22 protein-coding genes are annotated in these 21,369 nt (G+C 63.1%); 10 read left to right on the top strand and 12 right to left on the bottom strand.

What is annotated here, in order from left to right; genetic code table 11:
* Window positions 1–22 precede the first annotated feature (22 nt).
* Both BC360_RS11080 and pssA read left to right on the top strand, forming a co-directional pair.
* Complete coding sequence (locus BC360_RS11080; protein WP_065787267.1) at window positions 23–721, top strand: phosphatidylserine decarboxylase; 699 nt, start codon at window positions 23–25, stop codon at window positions 719–721.
* 9 nt (window positions 722–730) lie between these two features.
* Window positions 731–1,606: a CDP-diacylglycerol--serine O-phosphatidyltransferase gene (gene pssA / locus BC360_RS11075; protein WP_065787266.1), complete on the top strand. Its 876-nt coding sequence runs from the start codon at window positions 731–733 to the stop codon at window positions 1,604–1,606.
* Window positions 1,607–1,785: 179 nt separating this feature from the next.
* Here pssA and BC360_RS11070 read toward each other — a convergent pair whose 3' ends face one another.
* The 5 genes from BC360_RS11070 to alr form a co-directional block, all read right to left on the bottom strand.
* Window positions 1,786–2,526 (bottom strand): SDR family NAD(P)-dependent oxidoreductase, encoded by a 741-nt coding sequence (locus tag BC360_RS11070; RefSeq protein WP_065795205.1) that lies wholly within the window; start codon window positions 2,524–2,526, stop codon window positions 1,786–1,788.
* A 12-nt stretch (window positions 2,527–2,538) separates the two neighbouring features.
* A complete protein-coding gene (purF, locus tag BC360_RS11065) occupies window positions 2,539–4,029 on the bottom strand; it encodes an amidophosphoribosyltransferase (protein WP_065787264.1) in 1,491 nt (496 codons plus the stop codon).
* A 144-nt stretch (window positions 4,030–4,173) separates the two neighbouring features.
* The gene (locus BC360_RS11060) at window positions 4,174–4,797 is read right to left on the bottom strand and encodes a CvpA family protein (protein ID WP_065787263.1); all 624 of its coding nucleotides are present in this window, start codon (window positions 4,795–4,797) and stop codon (window positions 4,174–4,176) included.
* A gap of 134 nt (window positions 4,798–4,931) precedes the next feature.
* Complete coding sequence (gene radA / locus BC360_RS11055; protein ID WP_065795204.1) at window positions 4,932–6,335, bottom strand: DNA repair protein RadA; 1,404 nt, start codon at window positions 6,333–6,335, stop codon at window positions 4,932–4,934.
* A 157-nt stretch (window positions 6,336–6,492) separates the two neighbouring features.
* Window positions 6,493–7,632 carry an alanine racemase gene (gene alr, locus BC360_RS11050; RefSeq protein WP_065787261.1) on the bottom strand — a complete coding sequence of 380 codons (1,140 nt, stop codon included), beginning with the start codon at window positions 7,630–7,632 and terminating at the stop codon, window positions 6,493–6,495.
* A gap of 154 nt (window positions 7,633–7,786) precedes the next feature.
* On the opposite strand from alr, the gene BC360_RS11045 reads away from it, so the two are divergent.
* The 3 genes from BC360_RS11045 (at window position 7,787) to BC360_RS11035 (ending at window position 9,723) form a co-directional block, all read left to right on the top strand.
* Window positions 7,787–8,644 carry an AraC family transcriptional regulator gene (locus BC360_RS11045; RefSeq protein WP_065795203.1) on the top strand — a complete coding sequence of 286 codons (858 nt, stop codon included), beginning with the start codon at window positions 7,787–7,789 and terminating at the stop codon, window positions 8,642–8,644.
* Between the two features lie 123 nt (window positions 8,645–8,767).
* On the top strand, window positions 8,768–9,421 hold the full coding sequence (locus BC360_RS11040; RefSeq protein ID WP_065787351.1) for an AzlC family ABC transporter permease: 654 nt from the start codon (window positions 8,768–8,770) through the stop codon (window positions 9,419–9,421).
* Window positions 9,418–9,723 (top strand): AzlD family protein, encoded by a 306-nt coding sequence (locus BC360_RS11035; protein WP_065795202.1) that lies wholly within the window; start codon window positions 9,418–9,420, stop codon window positions 9,721–9,723. Before BC360_RS11040 ends, BC360_RS11035 begins: the two co-directional genes overlap by 4 nt.
* Window positions 9,724–9,740: 17 nt before the next feature.
* On the opposite strand, the gene BC360_RS11030 is transcribed toward BC360_RS11035, so the two are convergent.
* A complete protein-coding gene (locus BC360_RS11030; RefSeq protein ID WP_025426442.1) occupies window positions 9,741–11,243 on the bottom strand; it encodes a replicative DNA helicase in 1,503 nt (500 codons plus the stop codon).
* 330 nt (window positions 11,244–11,573) lie between these two features.
* On the opposite strand from BC360_RS11030, the gene BC360_RS11025 reads away from it, so the two are divergent.
* The 3 genes from BC360_RS11025 (at window position 11,574) to BC360_RS11015 (ending at window position 14,797) form a co-directional block, all read left to right on the top strand.
* Complete coding sequence (locus BC360_RS11025; protein WP_065795201.1) at window positions 11,574–12,017, top strand: MarR family winged helix-turn-helix transcriptional regulator; 444 nt, start codon at window positions 11,574–11,576, stop codon at window positions 12,015–12,017.
* A 128-nt stretch (window positions 12,018–12,145) separates the two neighbouring features.
* Entirely contained in the window at window positions 12,146–13,714 is a 1,569-nt protein-coding gene (locus tag BC360_RS11020; RefSeq protein ID WP_139110022.1) for an MFS transporter, read from the top strand.
* Window positions 13,715–13,732: 18 nt separating this feature from the next.
* Entirely contained in the window at window positions 13,733–14,797 is a 1,065-nt protein-coding gene (locus BC360_RS11015; RefSeq protein ID WP_065795561.1) for an HlyD family secretion protein, read from the top strand.
* 73 nt (window positions 14,798–14,870) lie between these two features.
* Here the strand turns inward: BC360_RS11015 and rplI are convergent, their stop codons facing one another.
* From rplI to BC360_RS10985, 6 genes are all read right to left on the bottom strand, one after another.
* Window positions 14,871–15,446 carry a 50S ribosomal protein L9 gene (gene rplI, locus BC360_RS11010; RefSeq protein WP_065787257.1) on the bottom strand — a complete coding sequence of 192 codons (576 nt, stop codon included), beginning with the start codon at window positions 15,444–15,446 and terminating at the stop codon, window positions 14,871–14,873.
* 33 nt (window positions 15,447–15,479) lie between these two features.
* Window positions 15,480–16,433, bottom strand: a complete 954-nt coding sequence (locus BC360_RS11005; protein WP_065787256.1) for a DUF2232 domain-containing protein — start codon at window positions 16,431–16,433, stop codon at window positions 15,480–15,482.
* A 193-nt stretch (window positions 16,434–16,626) separates the two neighbouring features.
* Complete coding sequence (gene rpsR, locus BC360_RS11000; protein WP_025426448.1) at window positions 16,627–16,875, bottom strand: 30S ribosomal protein S18; 249 nt, start codon at window positions 16,873–16,875, stop codon at window positions 16,627–16,629.
* 27 nt (window positions 16,876–16,902) lie between these two features.
* Entirely contained in the window at window positions 16,903–17,349 is a 447-nt protein-coding gene (rpsF, locus tag BC360_RS10995) for a 30S ribosomal protein S6 (protein WP_025426449.1), read from the bottom strand.
* A gap of 284 nt (window positions 17,350–17,633) precedes the next feature.
* On the bottom strand, window positions 17,634–18,146 hold the full coding sequence (locus tag BC360_RS10990; RefSeq protein WP_065795200.1) for a ClbS/DfsB family four-helix bundle protein: 513 nt from the start codon (window positions 18,144–18,146) through the stop codon (window positions 17,634–17,636).
* Window positions 18,147–18,160: 14 nt separating this feature from the next.
* Window positions 18,161–19,204 (bottom strand): aldo/keto reductase, encoded by a 1,044-nt coding sequence (locus BC360_RS10985; RefSeq protein ID WP_065795199.1) that lies wholly within the window; start codon window positions 19,202–19,204, stop codon window positions 18,161–18,163.
* A gap of 249 nt (window positions 19,205–19,453) precedes the next feature.
* On the opposite strand from BC360_RS10985, the gene fabD reads away from it, so the two are divergent.
* Both fabD and fabG read left to right on the top strand, forming a co-directional pair.
* Complete coding sequence (gene fabD / locus BC360_RS10980) at window positions 19,454–20,398, top strand: ACP S-malonyltransferase (RefSeq protein ID WP_065795198.1); 945 nt, start codon at window positions 19,454–19,456, stop codon at window positions 20,396–20,398.
* Window positions 20,399–20,425: 27 nt separating this feature from the next.
* Entirely contained in the window at window positions 20,426–21,163 is a 738-nt protein-coding gene (fabG, locus tag BC360_RS10975; protein WP_065787252.1) for a 3-oxoacyl-[acyl-carrier-protein] reductase, read from the top strand.
* Window positions 21,164–21,369 lie beyond the last annotated feature (206 nt).

Here is a 21,369-nt window from a genome sequence, read left to right as displayed (position 1 = left end):
CATCAAATCTGGAGTAGAGTTCATGAGCTTGGTCAATACGGTGCGCAACACGCTCGTTCCGGTGCACAAGGAAGGCTATCGCTTCATCGCGATCTTCTTCGTCGTGTCGCTGGTGCTGGGCTTCCTGTGGGAGCCGCTGATGTGGATCGGCTTCCTGCTCACCGCCTGGTGCGCCTATTTCTTCCGCGATCCCGAGCGCATGACGCCGATCGACGACGATCTGGTGATCAGCCCGGCCGACGGCCGCGTTTCGTCGATCGCCATGGTGACGCCGCCGGAAGAGCTGGGTCTCGGCTCCGAGCCGATGCTGCGCATCTCGGTGTTCATGAACGTCTTCAACTGCCATGTGAACCGTGCGCCGATGACCGGTACCATCAGCCGCATCGCCTACCGCGCCGGCAAGTTCGTCAACGCCGACCTCGACAAGGCCAGCCATGAGAACGAGCGCAACGGCCTCGTCATCCAGACGAAGCACGGCGCTATCGGCGTCGTGCAGATCGCCGGTCTCGTCGCCCGTCGCATCATCTGCTGGAAGTATGAAAACGCCTCGCTCGACGCGGGCGAGCGTTTCGGCCTCATCCGCTTTGGTTCGCGCCTCGACGTCTTCCTGCCGGAAGGTGTCGAGCCCCGCGTCAGCCTCGGCCAGACCGCGATTGCCGGGGAAACCGTGCTCGCCGAATTCGGCTCGGCCAAGGGCCCGGTCATCAGCCGCCGCGCATAAGGAGCCCCTATGGAAGGTCCTCAACAGGAAAACCCAGCCGAGCCGCCGAAAGTCGCGGGCGAGGCGAATGGTTCCAACGACACCGGCCGCGGCCCTCGACTGCGCGAAATACCGCTGCGGCTGATGATCCCGAACATGATCACCGTACTGGCGATCTGCGCGGGTCTCTCCGGCATCCGGCTCGCCTTCGAAAACCGCATCGAGCTCGCCGTTGCCATGGTGTTGCTTGCGGCCTTTCTCGACGCTATCGACGGTCGCGTCGCCCGCCTCTTGAAGGCGACGTCGAACTTCGGCGGCCAGATGGACTCGCTCGCCGATATCATCAACTTCGGTGTCGCACCGGCTCTCGTTCTCTACGTCTTCATCCTGGATCAGGCCCGCTCGATCGGCTGGATTGCTGCGTTGATCTACGCGATCGCCTGCGGTCTGCGCTTGGCGCGCTTCAACGTCATGGCCGAGCGCCAGTCCAAGGCCGCGTGGCAGTCGGAGTATTTCGTCGGCGTGCCTGCGCCGGCGGGCGCCATGCTGGTGTTGCTGCCGGTCTATCTCGGCCTGCTGGGCTTGGCACCCGAGCGCACCATGGCGCTGATCGCATCCGGTTACACCGTGCTGATTGCCTTCCTGCTGGTCAGCCGTCTGCCGGTCTGGTCGGGCAAGTCGGAAAACAGCCGCGTGCGCCGCGATCTCGTCCTGCCGGTCATTCTCGTGGTCGTCTTCTATGTCGCGACGCTGATGACCTATACCTGGGAGACGATGGCGGTGACGGCGCTTGGCTACCTGATCACGCTGCCGTTCGGCGCCCGCTCCTGGCAGCGCAAATATGGCGGCGACTGGCCGGCCCATCCCGCAGATGGCGGCGACGGCTTGCCGGGCGACAAGGACTGACGCATGTCGCGCAAAAGTGCGCAGCGGTTTTGCGATAATGACATGCGCAAAAACAAGGGCTTAAAGTGCGGTAAGCGAATCCAACGATCGCGACGCGCTTTAACCCTGAACTTCAGCGCAATAACAAAGGCCACCGTGGAAGCACGGTGGCCTTTTTGATTTAAGCTCTGTGGTCGTCGTCACGCCGGCAGGCGATAATCGACGATCTTCTTTTCGCGAACGATGTAAAGCTTGCCGGTCTCGGTCTGATCCGGACCCACCAGCGGCAGCAACTGGGCTGCGACTTCGGCCGGATGCGGCACGGTTTCCGGATCTTCGCCGGGCATGGCCTGGGCGCGCATGGCGGTGCGGGTTGCGCCCGGATCGACGCTGAGGATGCGCAGCGGCAGCCGCTGCGTCTCGCCGGCCCAGGTGCGGGCGAGCGCCTCGACCGCGGCCTTGGAGGCGGAGTAGGGGCCCCAGAACGGCTTGCACTTGTGCGCAGCGCTCGAGGAAAGAATGAGCGCGCGTCCGGCATCGGACTTGATCAGCAACGGCTCGAGCGTGCGGATCAGGCGCCAGGTGGCATTGACGTTGATGTTCATCACCTTCTCGAACACCTTGGCCTCGACATGGCCGATCGGCGAGATGGTGCCGAGCACGCCGGCATTGGCGACCATGATGTCGAGCTTGCCCCAGCGTTCGTTGATCGCGCCGCCAAGCTTGTCGATCGCAGCCATGTCGGCGAGATCGAAGGGAACGAGCGTTGCCGAGCCGCCGACCGCCTTGATGGCGTCATCCAATTCTTCGAGGCCGCCGACGGTGCGGGCGCAGGCGACGACGTGGGCGCCAGCCTTGGCGAGTTCGAGGGCCGTGAAATAGCCGATACCGCGCGATGCGCCGGTGACGACGGCGACCCGGTCTTTCAAATTGATCGTCATTTTATTGTCTGATTATCCGTTGCTGGCGAGAACCGAGAGTTTGCGGACGTTGCTGGCGCCTTCCTGGTCGAGAAGGCGTGTCGGATAGTCCCCGGTGAAATAGTGATCGGTGAACTGCGGCGCCTTGGGATCGCGCTTGACGCCGCCCACAGCCTCGTAGAGGCCGTCGATCGACAGGAACTCGAGCGAGTCCGCGCCGATGAAGCGGCACATGGAGGCGAGGTCGGCATGCTGGTTGGCCAGCAGCTTGTCACGGTCCGGCGTGTCGATGCCGTAGAAGTCCGGGTGGAAGATCATCGGGCTGGCGACGCGCACATGCACTTCGCGCGCGCCCGCGTCCCGCATCATCTGCACGATCTTCACCGACGTGGTGCCGCGCACGATCGAATCGTCGACGAGCACGACCCGCTTGCCTTCGATCATCGCACGGTTGGCGGAGTGCTTGAGCTTGACGCCGAAGGCGCGGATCTGCTGCGTCGGCTCGATGAAGGTGCGGCCGACATAGTGGTTGCGGATGATGCCGTATTCGAAGGGAATGCCGCTCTGCTGCGCATAGCCGAGCGCGGCCGGCGTACCGCCGTCCGGCACCGGAACCACCACGTCCGCCTCGACGGGCGACTCCTTGGCGAGATTGATGCCCATGTTCTTGCGCGAGACATAAATGCTGCGACCGCCGACGACCGAATCCGGACGGGCGAAATAGACGTATTCGAACAGGCAGAGCCGCTCCGGCTGCGGGGCGAGCGGCTTGCGGGCGTCGATCGAGATCGAGCCGTCGGACTGGATCTCGCAGATGATGATTTCGCCATTCTCGACGTCGCGCACGAACTTGGCGCCGATGATGTCGAGTGCGCAGGTTTCCGAGCAGAAGATCGGCTTGCCGTCGAGTTCGCCCATGACGAGCGGACGGATGCCGTGCGGGTCACGGGCGGCGATCAGCTTGGTGCGGGTCAGCGCCAGCATGGAATAGCCGCCTTCGACCTGCGCGATCGCGTCGGCGAAGCGGTCGGTGGTCGAGGCATGCTTCGAGCGGGCGATGAGGTGAAGGACGACTTCGGTATCGGAGGTCGACTGACAGATGGCACCATCGGTGATGATCTGGCGGCGCAGCGTCAGGCCGTTGGTGAAGTTGCCGTTATGGGCGATCGCGATGCCGCCTTCATGCAACTCGGCAAACAGCGGCTGGACGTTGCGCAGCGCTACTTCGCCTGTCGTCGAGTAGCGCGTGTGGCCGATCGACATGAAGCCCGGGAGCTTCGCCAGCGTCGCGGGGTCGGTGTAGTGGTCGCCGACGAGGCCCATGCGCTTTTCGGTGCAGAACTGCTTGCCATCGAAGGTGACGATACCGGCGGCCTCCTGGCCACGATGCTGGAGCGCATGCAGGCCGAGCGCCGTCAGCGCCGCCGCATCCGGGTGCCCCAGGATGCCGAAGACGCCGCACTCTTCGTGCAGGGTATCGCCATCGAGTTCGTCATGGATTTCCGTGGATCTCAGATCGGTCATCACAGTCGCCTTTGCTCCGTGCCGGTGCGCATATCGTGATCAGGCTCGCCGTCTTCAAGCGATCTTAGCTGAAAACGGACTCAAGCGTTATTCCCAAAAGGACAAAGCCCGCGCAGCGGGCTTTGTCGGCAGTTTTTCCATGTCTCAACCGCTGGTGGCCGGAGCGTCGTCAACCGGCGCCTGGTCGGGCGAACCCGACGGTGCCTGGCCCGGCGTGCCGGCCGGGGTCTCGCCTTCGCCTTCGCCGGTCGTATCCTTGCCGCGCAGGCGGTCGAGGATGGTGGCGTCGGCTTCCTCGGGCAAAAGCGCGATCAGCTTGTTGCCAAGATTGTCGAGAAGCGGCTTGGACTTCGCCTGCGTCACCCAGCCCGGCTGCTGCTGCGGAGCGACCAGCCAGTTGAAGAACAGCATGGCGACGACCACGAGCAGGATGCCGCGTGCGGCACCGAAGAGAAAGCCGAGCGTGCGGTCAAGCGCGCCGATGCGGCTGTCGATGATGAAATCGGCGATGCGCATGGTGATGAAGGAAATGATGATCAGCGCGACCAGGAAGACCACTGCGGCCGAGCCGATCAGCGCGACCGTGTCGCTGCTGGTGTACTGCTTGGCATAGGGCAGGAGGTGCGGATAGAGGAAGTAGGCCGCTGCCGCTGCGCCGATCCAGCTGGCAACCGACAGAACCTCGCGTGAGAAGCCTCGGACCATTGCCAGGATTGCTGAAAACAGTGCGACGCCGAGAACGATACCGTCGAGAATTGTAATGGGCATTTTGTCCTTACTCCGAACCCGGTTCGTCCGGGTCTCCTCAAGCCTATCCGTCATCGGCCCTGCCTGATGTTCAGGGCATTGTCATGAGCCTGCTCACAAGGCGTCTCGTGGAGCCGCTTGCAGCACCCGCATCTTCAATCTGCGTCCTCTGCCGGCCTCAGGGCGTTTCGCGATCCCGCGATGCGCGCCACCAGATCCGGCAAGCTTTCCAACTCGCTCCACCGGCCATTGCCGCTCTTCGGCAATTCGGTCGAGGCGGATGGCAGAACAGCCTGTGAGAAACCGAGTTTCTCGGCTTCCTTGAGGCGTTGAGCGGTATGCGCAACCGGCCGGATGGCGCCCGACAAGCTGACTTCGCCGAAATAGACGCAATCAGCCGGAAGGGCAAGCCCGGCAAGCGACGAAACCAGTGCGGAAGCCACAGCCAAGTCGGCGGCAGGCTCCGAAATCCGGTAGCCGCCGGCGATGTTGAGGTAGACGTCGTGCTGTCCGAGGCGCACGCCGCAATGGGCTTCAAGCACCGCCAGGATCATGGAGAGGCGGGCACTGTCCCAGCCGACGATGGCGCGGCGCGGCGTACCGAGCGAGGTTGGCGCCACCAGCGCCTGCACCTCGACCAGGATCGGTCGCGTTCCCTCCATGCCGGCAAAGACCGCGGCACCGGGCGATTTCTCGTTGCGCTCGCCGAGGAACAGCTCCGATGGGTTGGCGACCTCGCGCAGCCCCCTGTCCGACATCTCGAAAACGCCGATCTCGTCCGTCGGCCCGAAGCGGTTCTTCACCGTTCGCAAGATGCGGTAGTGGTGGCCGCGGTCGCCTTCGAAGTAGAGCACGGCATCGACCATGTGCTCGACGACACGGGGGCCGGCGATCTGGCCTTCCTTGGTGACGTGGCCGACGAGCACGACGGCGGTTCCCGTCTGCTTGGCGAAGCGGATCATCGCCTGCACGCCGGTCCGCACCTGCGTGACCGTGCCAGGCGCCGAATCGACGATGTCGCTCCAAAGCGTCTGGATCGAGTCGATGATGACGAGGTCGGGGCGCTTGCCCTCGGCAAGCGTTGCCAGGATATCCTCGACATTGGTTTCGGCTGCGAGCAGCACGTCGCTGTCGGCAGCACCGAGCCGCTGGGCGCGCAGTCGCACCTGGGCCACCGCCTCTTCGCCCGAGACGTAGATGACGCGGTGCTTCTGCCGGGCAAGTGCCGCTGCCGCCTGCATCAGCACCGTCGATTTGCCGATGCCGGGGTCGCCGCCGATGAGCAAGGCGGAGCCACGAACAAAACCGCCTCCGGTGGCGCGGTCGAGCTCGGATATCCCGGTCTGAATGCGCGGAGCGTCCTCGATTTCACCGGAAAGCGTGGTCAGGGCAACCGGGCGCCCCTTCTTCGGCGCGCGGGAGGGACCGCCGCCGATGCCGGCGGTCGGGTCGTCCTCGATGATCGTGTTCCACTCGCCGCAGCCCTCGCACTTGCCGGCCCAGCGGGTATGAATCGTGCCGCAGTTCTGGCAGACGAATTGTGTGCGGGCTTTCGCCATCGGATACGACTTTCACAGTGCCGGGACTTCAGCGGGTCGCATCAGGCGACACGGCTGGTGATCGGAGAATCACTTTTGCCTTCACATAATGCCGCGAAACGCGGAACAAAAGGTGATTTTCGGCAACGGACTGTAAAGTATCGCTTCGATAGCCGCCTCAGACGGCGCCGACATAATGGCGTTCGTAGCGGTGGCCGAGGCTCGTCAGCATCTCATAGCCGATCGTGCCGCCGGCACGCGCCACGTCGTCCACGGCGATATGCCGACCGAAAAGCTCGATATAGTCGCCGGGGCGCACGGCATTTTCCGGAAGGTCGGTGACGTCGAAGAGGCTGAGGTCCATCGTCACCCGGCCGACATGCGGCACCTTCTGGCCATGCAGAAAGCCGAATGCGCCCGAAGGCGTTGCCTGCCGCAGGGTCACGCCACCGCCCGAGACGGACCGGTGATAACCGTCGGCATAACCGACGGCGACCGTGGCAATGCGGCTGTCGCGGTTGAAGCGGGCCGACGCTCCGTAGCTTGCATGACCGCCGGACGCGACGTTGCGCACCTGAATGATGCGGGCTTCGGCCGTCACCACCGGCTTCATCGGATTGGCGACGTCATTGACCGCTTCGCCGCCATAAACGGCGATACCGGGACGCGTCAGGTTGAAATGGTAGTCGTTGCCCAGGAACACGCCGCCGGAGTTTGCCAGGCTGGCATCAACGCCTTCGAATGCGGCGGTGGCTTCGCGAAAGCGCCGGAGCTGATAACCATTGAGCGGGTTGCCCGGGTCGTCGGCGCAGGCGAGGTGGCTCATGATCAGGACGGGCGAAAAGCTCGCAGGGCGCGCCGGATCATTGGCAAGAGCGACGGCTTCCTCGACCGAAAGCCCCAGGCGGTTCATGCCGGTATCGACATGCAGCACGCAAGGATGGTCGCCGCGCTCGGACAGCGCCGCCATGAAAACGGCGAGCTGCTCCTCCGAGTTGATCACCGGCACCAGATCGTTGTCGAAGAACAGCGCCTCATTGCCGGGCCACATGCCGGCCAGAATGTAGATCCGGCCTTCGGGCACCAGCGGCCGCAGATCGGCACCTTCCTCTGCGTTGGCGACGAAGAAGTCGCGGGCGCCGGCGGCATAAAGTGCTGGTGCTGCCTCGTCGATGCCGAGGCCGTAGGCATCGGCCTTCAGCACCGCAGCGGCGCGGGCCTTGCCCGAGCGGGCATTCATCGAGCGCCAATTGTCTGCCAATGCGTTGAGGTCGATCGTGAGCCGGTTGGAGGCGGAGAGGAATTCTGGACTGAGCATGCCTGGCACTCTGCGTGGACGATCAAAGAGCAATACAGGCAACTGCACCTGCCCGCAAATGCCCAGCTGCCGCATCGCGGCATTCGGTTGGACCGGACGGGCGAAGAGCACTTTTGTGCAAGACGCTTGTCGTTGCTGACGCTAGGATCGACGCATGCACACGATTTCGCAGGAACAGGCCATCGATGCCATGCCGCTGGAAGGCGCGGAGCGGACCCGATTCTGGCGGGATCCCCGGTTCGATGGCATGGAATGCCTGACAGCCACCTTCATCACGCACGAGTTTGCGCCGCACGCGCACGACACTTTCAGCATCGGCGCGATCGAGGCCGGCTCGCAGATCAGCAAGATCAGGGGCGAACGGTCGCAAGCAGGCCCCGGCGACTTCTACCTCATCAATCCCGACGAGATCCACGATGGTCACCCCGGCGGCAGCGGCTACCGCTATCGCATGGTCTATCCCAGCACCGAACTGCTGGTGAACATCCTTGAGGATGTCACCGGGCGACCGTTCAAGGGGACGCCGTCCTTTTCCAGGCGCATGCTGCGTGATCCGGATCTGGCCCAGTCCTTCTATCACGCGCACAAGGCGCTGGAGCATGCGACCGGCGCGCTCGAAGCCGAGGAACGCATGTTCGGTGTGCTGGCCACCATGTTCGAGCGGCACGGCAGCACGATCATCGTGCCGGTCGAAACGAAGGAACACTCGGCGGTGCAGCGGGCGCGCGATTATCTGACAGAGAACTACGCGCAGGACATCGGCCTGGAGGAACTGGCGAGGGTTGCGGGCCTCAGCCGGGCTCATCTGATCCGGGCCTTCCGGCGGCAATTTCACATCACGCCGCATGCCTTCCTGACCGACAAGCGCGTGCGGGCGGCAAAGACGCTGCTGCGGCACGGCTGGTCGGCCGTCGATACGGCCTATCAATGCGGTTTTGCCGATCAGGCGCATTTCAGCCGGCACTTCAAGGCCAGAACCGGCGTCACGCCCGGCGCCTTCCGCGCCGGTTGATCACTTTCGTTCAATACGCCGTGCCCAGCTGGGCTTAGATGTGGGCCGTTCGTTATCGACCGGGAGGCAGGAACATTGAGCGACACGGAATTGATCCGGGATTTTCGAGCTGGGGCCATGGCGATGGCGCCTCTGATCGTGGCGGTCATGCCGATCGGGCTCGTCTTCGGCGCCGTTGCCGCCGGCAAGGGGCTTTCGGGCGCGGAGGTGACGTTGATGAGTGCGCTGGTTTTCGCAGGCGGCTCGCAATTCGTCGCCATGGACATCTGGACGCATCCGGCTTCCTGGGCGGCGCTCGCCTTCTCCGCCTTGCTCGTCAATGTCAGGCATGTGCTGATGAGTGCGTCGCTCGGAGCCAAGCTTCAAGGGTTCTCCGGACCGGCGAAATACGCCTCGATGCTGCTGCTTGCCGATGAGATATGGGCGATGGCGGAGATGCGCGCGAAAGAGGGCAAGCTGACGCCGGCCTGGTTCGCAGGCATCGCGGTGCCCTTCTATCTCGTCTGGGTGACGACAAGCCTTGCCGGCGCCTTGCTGGGCGCCTTCCTTGGTGATCCGAAGGTGACGGGGCTCGACTTCGCCTTTCCGGCGGTTTTCATCGTTCTGGTGATGGGCTTCTGGAAGGGCCGCGGGACGGGAGCGGTGCTGGCCGCAAGTGCCGCGGCCGCCGTGCTGACGCATCAGCTTCTGCCGGGTGTCTGGTACATCGCTGCAGGCGCTGCCGCTGGGGTTGTCGTTGCGCTTCTTGCCGGCCGCAGCCAGGAGGCGCACGCATGACGGTCGATCCAAACACGCTTCTCGCCATCGCCGCGATGGCAATCGCGACCATCGCCACCCGCATGGGTGGGCTGGTGCTCATTCGGTTCGTGACGATCGGAGAGACGCAGCGGCGAGCCCTGGAGGCGATCCCGCCGGCCGTGTTGATGGCGGTGATCGCGCCGACGGCTTTGGTCACCGGGCCGGCGGAAACGATTGCCGCGGTGATAACAGCGCTCGTCGCCATGCGGTTGCCATTGCTCGCCGCGGTGGCTGCCGGCGTTGTCACCGTGGCCATCCTCAGAATGGCGCTGGGGGCATAAAACGCCCCCGGACTTTCTCAGTGTTCTTCGTATTGGGTGAACGACGGGTCGGCCAGATCGGTAAAGCGGGTGAATTCCGACTGGAAGGCGAGCTTGACGGTGCCGGTCGGTCCGTGACGCTGCTTGGCGATGATCACATCGGCCGTGCCCTTTACCTGCTCCATCTTCATCTTCCACTCGTCATACTTCGGATCGAACTCGTCGCGGGGCTCGAGGTTCTTCACATAGTATTCCTCACGGAACACGAAGAGCACGACGTCGGCGTCCTGCTCGATCGAGCCCGATTCACGAAGGTCGGAAAGCTGAGGGCGCTTGTCTTCGCGGCTTTCCACCTGACGGGAGAGCTGCGACAGCGCGATGATCGGCACGTTCAGTTCCTTGCCGAGCGCCTTCAGGCCGGTGGTAATCTGGGTGATTTCCTGCACGCGGTTGTCGCTCGACTTGCCCGAGCCGGTCATCAGCTGAATATAGTCGACGACCAGGCAATCGAGGCCGCGCTGGCGCTTGAGGCGGCGCGCACGGGCTGAAAGCTGGGCAATCGAGATGCCACCGGTCTGGTCGATGAACAGCGGCACTTTCTGCATCATCTGTGAGCAGGCGACCAGCTTTTCGAAGTCGGCTTCGGAGATGTCGCCGCGGCGGATCTTCGAGGAGGAGACTTCGGTCTGCTCGGAAATGATACGCGTGGCGAGCTGCTCGGACGACATTTCGAGCGAGTAGAAGCCGACGACGCCGCCATTCTTGGCCTTGAACGAACCATCCGCCTGAACCTCCGGGTCGTAGGCGGCCGCGATGTTGTAGGCGATGTTGGTGGCAAGCGAGGTTTTGCCCATGCCGGGGCGTCCCGCAAGCACGATCAAGTCCGAGCGCTGCAGGCCGCCCATGCGGGCGTCAAGCGACAGGATGCCGGTTGAAATACCCGACAGGCTGCCGTCGCGTTCGAACGCAGCGCCAGCCATGTCGATGGCAAGCGCTACCGCGTCGTTGAAGGACTGGAAGCCGCCGTCGTAGCGGCCGGTTTCGGCGAGTTCGAACAGGCGCCGTTCTGCATCCTCGATCTGGCCCTGCGGCGGCATGTCGAGCGGTGCGTCAAAGGCGATGTTGACCATGTCCTCGCCGATTGTGATCAGCGAACGGCGCAGCGCCAGGTCGTAGATTGCGCGGCCGTAGTCTTCCGCGTTGATGATCGAGACGGCGCCGGCGGCAAGGCGCGCGAGATATTGTGCGACCGTCAGGTCGCCGACCTTTTCATCGGCTTTCAGAAAGGTCTTGATCGTCACCGGGTTGGCGGTCTTGCCCATGCGGATGATGTCGCCGGCAACCTCGTAGATGCGGCGATGCAGGGGTTCAAACAGGTGGACCGGCTTCAGGAAGTCCGAGACTCGATAGAAAGCGTCGTTGTTGACGAGGATAGCGCCAAGCAGCGCCTGTTCGGCTTCAAGGTTGTTCGGCGCCTCGCGATAGTGCTGGTCCGACTGGTCCTTGCCGATAGGGGCGAGCTTTCGCGCTGCGTCGTTCATGGTCGTTGGTCTCTGCCTTTTCTGGTGTGCACCCGGTTTGATGTCTGCGTCTTTGCGGGTCAAGTGCAGCAGTGCCACAGTCGCTGGCCATGTGGCACGGCCCATTGCCTTTGCCCGTTGTTCGACTGATCCACAGGCTGACGCCGCGAAAGCGCGAAAAATAACGTCCGCATGCAAAACGACATTGACGCTGCGAATCGCTGCGACCCGCGGTTGCGGCAATTCTAGCGCCGTTTGCCGCCCCGCTCAAAACTGCGTCTTGAAAATTTCCACCGGATAGATTAGGTAGGAACAAAATAATTAGCATGCTACTAATATGGAAAAGGTACTATGTATCAGCCCATCGTCAATCGCGAATTGTTCGACGCCCTGTCGATGGTCAATCGCAAGCTGCGGGCTGTCTTCGATGCCCGCGCAAAGGAGCGCGGCCTGACCTTGGCGCGGGCGAGGGCGCTGTTTGCCCTGACCAAGAAGGACGGCTTGAACCAGCGCGAACTGGCCGACGAACTCGACATCGAAACGCCGACGATCGTCCGGCTGCTGGATGGCATGGAAAAGCAGGGTTTCATCGAGCGTCGGGTCGAGGTGTCGGACCGCAGGGCCAAACAGATCCACATGACCGAGCTTGGACGAACCATTGCCGACGAGATCCTGAAGCTTGCCGATGAGATCCGGGCAGAAGTGCTGCAGGGCGTCGACGCCGAGGAAGTCGCGGCCGCCCTGAAGGTCGTTCGCACCATCGCCGACAACGTCCAATCGCTCGCGAAGGAATGATGTCGATGAGTGCCGCCGCAAGCGCTGCAGCAAACGACAACAGGACCGCCCTTGTCGAAGACGAGGCCGAGGTGCCCGCAGACGAGCCCGCACAACGCCAGGCGGCGACGGCGCCCGCGCCGCAGTCGATGAGCGCTGCCAGGTCGGCGACCTACGTGGTCTGCTCGGCGTTGCTGTTCCTGACCCAGGGGCTCGGCATGAACCTGGCGCTGGCCAATCTCACGCAGCTTCAGGGCTCGCTTTCTGCGACCTCTACGGAGGCAGCCTGGCTCTCGGCCGCCTATATGGCGCCGAATGTCTCGCTCTCGATCGCGCTCGTCAAAATCCGCGCGCAATACGGACTGCGCCGGTTTGCCGAAATCGGTATCGTCGGCTTCGTGATCGTTTCGTTGATGAACCTCTTCGTTTCCGATCTGCAGTCGGCGATCGTCGTTCGCTTCATCAGCGGCATCGCGGCGGCTCCGATGTCGACGCTCGGTTTTCTCTATATGCTGGAGGCCTTCCCGCCGGCGCGCAAGCTGACGGTCGGGCTTGCCCTGGCGCTGACATGCACGACCATCTCGGCGCCGATCACCCGGCTGATTTCGCCGAAGCTGATCGAATACGGCCAATGGCATGGGCTCTATACGCTCGAGATGGCTCTGGCGCTGATGGCGCTGCCGATCATCTACCTGCTGCCGCTGACGCCGGTGCCGCACGCCAAGGTGATCCAGCGCACCGATATCCTGAGCTACCTGCTGGTGGCTGTCGGCTTTGGCTGCATCGCCATCGTGCTGACCATGGGCCGGCTCCACTGGTGGTTCGAGGCGCCGTGGCTGGGCGTGCTTCTGGCCGTCGCGATAGTGGCCTTGACCAGCGTGGTGCTGATCGAGCTTAATCGCGAACTGCCGCTGATCGACGTTCGCTGGCTTGCCTCGAAGGAAATTCTGCACTTTACCGCGGTGCTGCTGGTCTTTCGCCTGGTCGCCTCCGAACAGTCGGCGATCGCGGCAAACTTCTATCAGTTGCTTGGACTTCAGTTCGAGCAGGTCGGGACGCTTTATTGGATCATTCTTGGCGCATCGATCGCCGGCGGCAGCCTGTGCGCCGCGCTGATGAGGCCGGATCACGCCGAGTTCGTGCACGTTCTGGCGCTCAGCCTCCTGGCTGGCGGTGCCTATATCGACAGCCAGGCGACCAATCTGACGCGACCCGAGCAGATGTATATCAGCCAGGCCATGATCGCCGCGGGAACCGCCCTGTTCCTGCCGCCGGCCATGGCCAGCGGCTTCAAGGCGGCGCTGATGAAGGGGCCGAGCTACATTCTCAACTTCATCGTCATCTTTCTCTTTACCCAGAGCATCGGTGGCCTGATCGGCACCGCGGCCTTCGGCAGCTTCGTCACCCTGCGTGAGAAGTTTCACTCCAATGTTCTGTCCGAGCAGATCGTGATGTCCAACCCGCTCATCGCCCAGCGCATCAGCCAACTGGCGGCAAGCTATGGCCGGGTGATCGGCGACAGGGCCTTGCTGAACGGCGAGGGCGTCGCGCTGCTGGGGCAGCAGGTGATCCGCGAGGCGAACATTCTCGCCTACAACGATGCCTTTCTGCTGGCGTCAGTCATCGCGCTTTGCGCGCTCGCCGGCCTGCTGGCGCATATCCTTTACAAGCGGATTGCGGCGCGCATGGCGCCTCCCGCAACCGCCTTGTCCTCTTGACGAACAGAGTTGATGACCATGCTGAAATTCTTGCGCTCACCGACCACGATCATCGTGTTGCTCGCCGGCCTCTTGGGCCTGACCCTGGTTCTCTATGCCTGGCGACTGCCGCCGTTCCACAGTTCCGTGGAGATCACGGAAAACGCCTATGTCAGGGGTTACCTGACGATCATGAGCCCGCAGCTCTCCGGTTATGTCGCCGAGGTTCCGGTGCACGACTACGAGGAGGTCAAGGCCGGGCAGTTGCTCGTCAGGATCGACGACCGCATCTACGCCCAGAAGCTGGCCCAGGCGGAGGCCACACTTGCCGCCCAGAAGGCGTCGCTCGCCAATTCGCGTCGGCAGGAATTGTCCGCCAAGGCGGGCATTGCTGCCAGTGAAGCGCAGCTGGACAGTGCAAAGGCGGCGTTCAACAGGGCCAGTGCTTCCTGGGACAGGATCCGGCCGCTGGCGGAAAAGGGCATCGCGACGCGCAGCGACGCCGATCAGTCGCGCGCAGCATTCGAGCAGGCAGAAGCCGCCGTCAGCCAGGCCGAGGCGGGGTTGGAGGTTTCGCGCCAGGCACTGGCCACCACGCTTGGCGCGCGCGCCGGTCTGCAGGCAGCCGTTGCCGGCGCCGAGGCTGCCGTCGAACTGGCGCGGATCGATCTGGAGAACACCCGTATCGTCGCTCCCCGCGATGGCAAGCTCGGCGAGATCGGGGCGCGCCTCGGCCAATACGTCACTGCCGGCTCGCAATTGCTCTTCGTCGTGCCGCATGAAGTTTGGGTGCTGGCGAACTTCAAGGAAACGCAGCTCGACGGCATGAAGGCCGGGCAGCCGGTGACCATTTCGGTTGACGCACTGCAAAAGGGCATGTTGACCGGGCACATCGAGCGCCTCTCGCCGGCCGCCGGCTCCGAGTTCAGCATCATCCGCCCTGATAACGCCACCGGCAATTTCACCAAGGTCGCCCAGCGCGTCGGCGTCCGGATCGCCGTCGATCCCGGCCAGCCGCTTGCAGATCTGTTGTCGCCCGGTCTGTCGGTCGTCGTGCGTGTGGATAAGGATGCCGCGCCGGTGGCAGAGCTTGCCCACAGCTGAAGCCAAAGCGATGGCAAAGAAAAAGCCCGGATCGCGTGATCCGGGCTTTCGCATTCAGAATGGTCAGTAAGGCTTATTCTTCTTCGCCTTCGAATTCGGCTTCCGGGTTGAAGAAGTCTTCCGGCTTCAGGGCGTCTTCGTCAACGCCGTAGATGGCGTCGGCCGAGGTCAGGCTCTCGCCCTTCGACTGGCGCTCAGCTTCTTCAGCCGAACGGGCAACGTTGACTTCAACTGCGATTTCGACTTCCGAATGCAGGTGCAGCGTGACGTTGTGCAGGCCGATCGACTTGATCGGGTGGTTCAGGTCGACCTGGTTGCGGCCAATGTTGAAGCCTTCGGCAGCCAGGACGTCGATGATGTCGCGAGCGGCAACCGAACCGTAGAGCTGGCCGGTTTCGCCAGCCGAACGCACGATGATGAAGGACTTGCCGTCGAGCTTCTCGGCAACCTTCTGGGCTTCCGACTTGCGCTCGAGGTTACGGGCTTCGAGCGTCGAGCGCTCAGCTTCGAAACGGGCCTTGTTGGCAGCGTTGGCGCGCAGTGCCTTGCCGAGCGGCAGCAGGTAGTTGCGTGCGAAGCCGTCGCGAACCTTTACGGTTTCGCCCATCTGGCCGAGCTTTGCGATGCGTTCGAGAAGAATGACTTGCATGTTCGTTTCCTTTCAGAGTTCAGGTTTCGTTGGTCAGTTTTTTTCCACCGGCGTGACCGCGATGGTGCGTCGCGTATCTGTCAGGCCCGTGAGAAGGAAGAAGATTGCCGGGATCGTGAACACGAGCACCGACAGGTATGCGATCCACAGAACGGGAAGCCGCCAGGACTTGCCGCGCGTGCGGAAATGGAAAGATGCGAAGCCGGCGAGCAGGAAGCCTGCACCGAAGGTTCCACAGACCAGCGCGCCGATGGTGGCCGGGGCGCCGCCCACAAAGGTCAGGACCAGGCCGCCGAGAAAGATGAAGATCGCGTTGCGGTGCATGCGCAGCGTCGAGGGAATGTCCTCGCGCGGACGCAGCGACCGGCCCGACATCTGCACGATGCGGGTGGCGACATAATAGGCGGAAAACAGCATCACCACCCAGACGGCACCCTGGACGAGGGGAAGTGCGAGCGTGAAGATCGACTTGATCTGGGCAATTGCTGCGGCGTCCGGGTTGTAGAGTGGCTCCTGTGCCTTCACCGCCTGGATGACGATGTCGACCATGCGGTCGGACACATCAGAATCATATCCGACGATGAAGCCGACGATGATCATGCCCGCGGTCACCAGACCGGCGAGGTGGCTGAGAATGTCGGAAAGCGGGTACCAGGCAAGCGCCCCGTCCGGGCCGCCGAGTTCGGTGGCCGGGCGTGCCAGATTGGCGAGATGGCTGAGCCAGCCGGCGGGGATCAGCGTCACGACGAGGATCAGCAGCGCGAAATAGGGCGAGACCAGACCGGCAGCAGTGATGCCTGCGCTGGCGATAGCGGTAATTGCGGCCGCATTGCCCCAGCCGAGGCCGGCAATGAGAATGGGGAGCGCCGAAGCGGCATAGAGAACGATCGCAAGCGACGACTGCGTATTCGCGCCCATCGATAGGAGGGCAGCGGTAAAGCCGGCGAGAACGCCGGTCAGCAGCGATGTCTTGTTCAAGTTCTTCACGTTCGCTGTCCTGCTTCGTGCAGTTAGGGGATGGCTAGGGCCAGCCCCAACATGGGATTTCTGCGTGTTTCCACGCCAGTTCCGATCCGCGCCCAACGCGGAAGGGAGAGGGCAAGGCGATCACGTAAAGAGCGCGCCTTGCCCCAGAGTCGGTTTCCGTTGAGTCAGGCGACCAACGGAAGGTCAGCCGTTGTTACGAAACGACGTAGGGCAGCAGGCCGAGGAAGCGGGCGCGCTTGATCGCCTGGGCGAGTTCGCGCTGCTTCTTCTGGGAAACGGCCGTGATGCGGGAAGGAACGATCTTGCCGCGCTCGGAAATGTAGCGCTGCAGAAGACGGATGTCCTTGTAGTCGATCCGCGGAGCGTTTGCGCCCGAGAAGGGGCAGGTCTTGCGGCGACGGTGGAACGGGCGACGAACCGGAGCGGAAGAAACTTCAGCCATTGTCTTTAATCTCCTAAAGCTTCTTGATTACGCGCGGTCTTCGCGCGGACGACGCGGGCGGTCTTCGCGGTCGCCACGGTCCGGACGCGGACCACGGTCGCCGAAGCCACGCTCCGGACGGTCGCCATCGCGGCGCGGACGGTCGTCGCGGTCGCGCTTCTGCATCATGGCAGACGGGCCTTCTTCGTGCTTCTCGACGGCGATCGTCATGTAGCGCAGGACGTCTTCGTTGATGCGCATCTGGCGCTCGATTTCGTGGACAGCAGCTGCCGGAGCATCGATGTCCATGAGAACGTAGTGAGCCTTGCGGTTCTTCTTGATGCGGTAGGTGAGGGACTTGAGGCCCCAGTTCTCGACGCGACCGACCTTGCCGCCGTTTGCTTCGAGTACGCCCTTGTACTGCTCGACGAGACCGTCGACCTGCTGCGGCGTGATGTCCTGGCGGGCCAGGAATACGTGTTCATAAAGAGCCATTGTGGCTTACCTTTCTTGCGTTAATCAGCCCGGACATCGGCGGCTAAGCCTCAACGACTGTTCTTAGTGGCTGACAGGCAGCCGGCAAGAAAGTGTTGTATCGAGACGGTCGAGAGCGGAGACACGGGAGGCCGGAAAGACTTGCAATCCTAACGGCTCCCCTCGAGGAAGCCGGCCCTCCGTTCAGCCACCAGCCAGAAGACCGGGCATTTCGAACAGCGCGCTTATACGCATTTTTCAGCGGAAGGCAAGGCTTGCACGGTGTTTTTGCCCCGCTTTGCCTTCTAGGTGCCTCCTTTGCCCTTCTTCCACTTGCGCAAGCGTCCGTGGGCATTGGCATAGGGAGAGGCGGTGTTGAACTGGATCATCCGGCCAAGCGGCCATTTGCCGTACCACGCCTGCCCGTAGAGGGTCTGGTCGTCACGCGCCTCGATCATGGTGATCAATGCCGCCTTGCTGGCGGCGAGGCGCGACAGGCGTTCCGCAGGCGGCAGCGCTCGGCAGTCGCTATAGAATTTCTGCGCGAGCCGGCCGAGTTCGTTCCACTTGTATCCCGTCTCCGGAAAGTCGACCGGCAGACCTTGTTCGTCCCGTTCGATCCATTTGATCACCAGTTCGCCCCAGCCGGTGAGGTAGGCGACGAGGTCGCCGACGCTCATCATCGTGCCCTTGGCGTGTCCATCGAGCGATGCCTCGGCGAATCGCTCCGGCGGAATGCCATCGAGTTCGCGTTCGAGCTTGGCGAACTCCGTCTCGGTGGCGCTGAGCAATTCCGCTTTCGTCCGGGGCACGGCCATTTGCTGTATCGCGCTCAGATCGGCATGGGGTAGAGCCGGTGCAGGCGGCGAATGCCGTTCATGACGTCCTGAGGCAGCGTCATTCCCACGGCGCCAAGATCCGTCTTCAACTGCTCCATCGAGGTTGCGCCGATGATGACGGAGGCCATGAACGGGCGGGCGAGGCAGAAGGCGATCGCCAGCTGTGACGGGTCGATCCGGTGTTCGCGGGCAAGTGCCACGTAACCGGCGACGGCCGGTTCCTGGTGTGGCGTGAAGCGGCCGCCGAGATCGCCGTTGATCGCAAGGCGCGACCCCGCCGGCCTGGCGCCGTCAAGATACTTGCCGGTCAACAGACCGGCGGCAAGCGGCGAATAGGCGAGGAGCCCGACGTCTTCGTGATGCGAGAGTTCGGCAAGGTCGAGGTCGTAGGCTCGGTAGAGAAGATTGTATTCGTTCTGGATCGAGGCGACACGCGGCAGGTCGTGCCGTTCCGCCATGTCGATCATCTTCATCGTGCCCCAGGCGGTGTCGTTCGAAAGGCCGATCGCGCGGACCTTGCCCGCCTTCACCACTTCGCCGAGTTTTTCGAGCATAGCCTTCAGGTCGGCGGCGACATGGGCCTTGTCCTGCTTGGCGGGCTCATAGGACCAGGCATTGCGGAAATGATAATGGCCGCGGTTCGGCCAATGAATCTGGTAGAGGTCGATGTAATCCGTCTTCAGCCGCTTGAGGCTGGCGTCGACCGCCTCGCCGATGCCTTCCGGGGTGATCGGGCCGCCGTTGCGGATGTAGGGACGGCCGGAGCCGGCGACCTTGGTGGCGACAACGACGTCGTCGCGACGGCCACGCTTCGACAGCCACTCGCCGATGATGCGCTCGGTATTGCCGTAGGTTTCGGCGGAAAGCGGGGTCGTCGGGTAGAGTTCGGCGGTGTCGATGAAGTTCACGCCCTTGTCGAACGCATAGTCGAGTTGTTCGTGCGCCTCGGTCTCGGAGTTCTGGGAGCCCCAGGTCATTGTGCCGAGGCAGATTTCGGAAACCTTGATGCCGGTTCGGCCAAGCGTGTTGTAACGCATGCAGTGATGGTCCTTGTGAAAAGCGAGCCTCGACCCGGGAGGAAAGGGGTGCCCGCGGCAGAATTGGGTGAAGGCCGCAAGCCCAGGGGACGGTCGATCGGGCAGGGCGGCGATGCGCGGCAAACTTACGCCTTGATTGGCGAAGATCAAGGGCAAAAGGCCGTGCGAAGCCCGCAAAGCCGGGCCTGCGCGCTTGACTCGCCGTTCAGGAATGTGAATGGAGAGGAAAACTAGGGAAGGGACAATCCCATGAGTATTGCATTCACGTTCCCGGGCCAGGGCAGCCAGGCTGTCGGCATGGGCAAGGATCTGGCGGACGCGTTTCCGGAAGCAGCGGCAGTGTTTGCCGAAGTCGACGAGGCGCTCGGCGAGAAACTCTCCGAAACCATGTGGAACGGCCCCGAGGAAAGGCTGACACTGACGGCCAACGCCCAGCCGGCGCTGATGGCCGTATCGATGGCGGTGATCCGGGTGCTTGAAGCCAAGGGTCTCGACCTCAAGAGCAAGGTCTCGTTCGTGGCCGGTCATTCGCTCGGCGAATACTCGGCGCTCTGTGCCGCCGGAACCTTCTCGATTGCCGACACCGCGCGCCTGCTGCGCATCCGTGGCAACGCGATGCAGGCGGCCGTACCCGTCGGCAAGGGCGCGATGGCGGCCATCATCGGTCTTGAGCATGCGGATGTCGATGCCATCTGTCGCGAAGCCTCGGCGCTCGGCTCTTGCCAGATTGCCAACGACAATGGTGGCGGCCAGCTGGTGATCTCCGGCGAGAAGGCAGCTGTCGAAAAGGCCGCCGCATTAGCCTCGGAAAAAGGCGCCAAGCGCGCCCTGATGCTGCCGGTTTCCGCTCCCTTCCATTCGAGCCTGATGGCGCCGGCGGCCGAGGCGATGCGCGAGGCGCTCGCCAAGGTCGAGAAGCACAATCCGTCCGTGCCTGTCATCGCCAACGTCCTGGCCGCTCCGGTCAGCGACGCGACCGAGATCGCGCGTCTTCTCGTCGAGCAGGTCACCGGCCAGGTTCGCTGGCGCGAGACGGTGGAATGGTTCGCCGCCAACAACGTCGCGACACTTTATGAAGTGGGCTCCGGCAAGGTTCTCACCGGGCTTGCCCGCCGGATCGACAAGTCAGTCACCGGCATTACCGTCAACACGCCTGCCGATATCGACACCGCGCTCTCGGCGCTTCTGGCCTGAGTGCTCCAGTTATAAGGAATCAATCCGATGTTCGATCTTTCCGGCCGTAAGGCTCTTGTAACCGGTGCATCCGGTGGTATCGGCGAGGAAATCGCCCGCATGCTGCACGCTCAGGGCGCAATCGTCGGCCTTCACGGCACGCGCGTCGAAAAGCTCGAGGCGCTTGCCAACGAGCTCGGCGAGCGCGTCCAGCTGTTCCCGGCCAACCTGTCCGACCGCGCCGAAGTCAAGGCGCTCGGCGAAAAGGCAGAAGCTGAACTGGGCGGCGTCGACATCCTCGTCAACAATGCCGGCATCACCAAGGACGGCCTTTTCGTTCGTATGAGCGACGAGGACTGGGACAATGTTCTGGAGGTCAACCTGACCGCCGTGTTCCGCCTGACCCGCGAGCTGACCCATCCGATGATGCGCCGCCGCTTCGGCCGCATCGTCAACATCACGTCGATCGTCGGCGTCACCGGCAACCCCGGCCAGGCCAACTATTGCGCCTCGAAGGCCGGCATGATCGGCCTTTCGAAATCGCTCGCCCAGGAAATCGCGACCCGCAACGTCACGGTCAACTGCGTCGCGCCCGGCTTCATCGAGAGCGCCATGACCGGCAAGCTGAACGACAAGCAGAAGGAAGGCATCATGGGAGCGATTCCGATGAAGCGCATGGGCACCGGTGCCGAGATTGCGTCGGCCGTCGTCTATCTCGCTTCGAACGAGGCGGGCTACGTGACGGGTCAGACCATTCATGTCAACGGCGGCATGGCGATGATCTGACGGGGTGTCCGGGGCCCGCAGGCCATGCACGCGAAACCGGCGTGATCGTGGCCTTCAATGCTCCGGCATACCACCTGCCAAATGCCTGAAATTCAATGTTGAGCAAGCGATTGTCAGGCATTTTCGCACTTTGCGGCAGACTTAAACCGTGTTAATCGGGCCATGACTGTTAGCAGTCGACCGGCCCCGCCAGGTGTCCGGCAGCC

Source organism: Ensifer sp. LC163 (genome assembly GCF_001695855.1).
Lineage (GTDB): Bacteria > Pseudomonadota > Alphaproteobacteria > Rhizobiales > Rhizobiaceae > Ensifer.
This window is presented reverse-complemented; position numbering and strand designations above follow the sequence as displayed.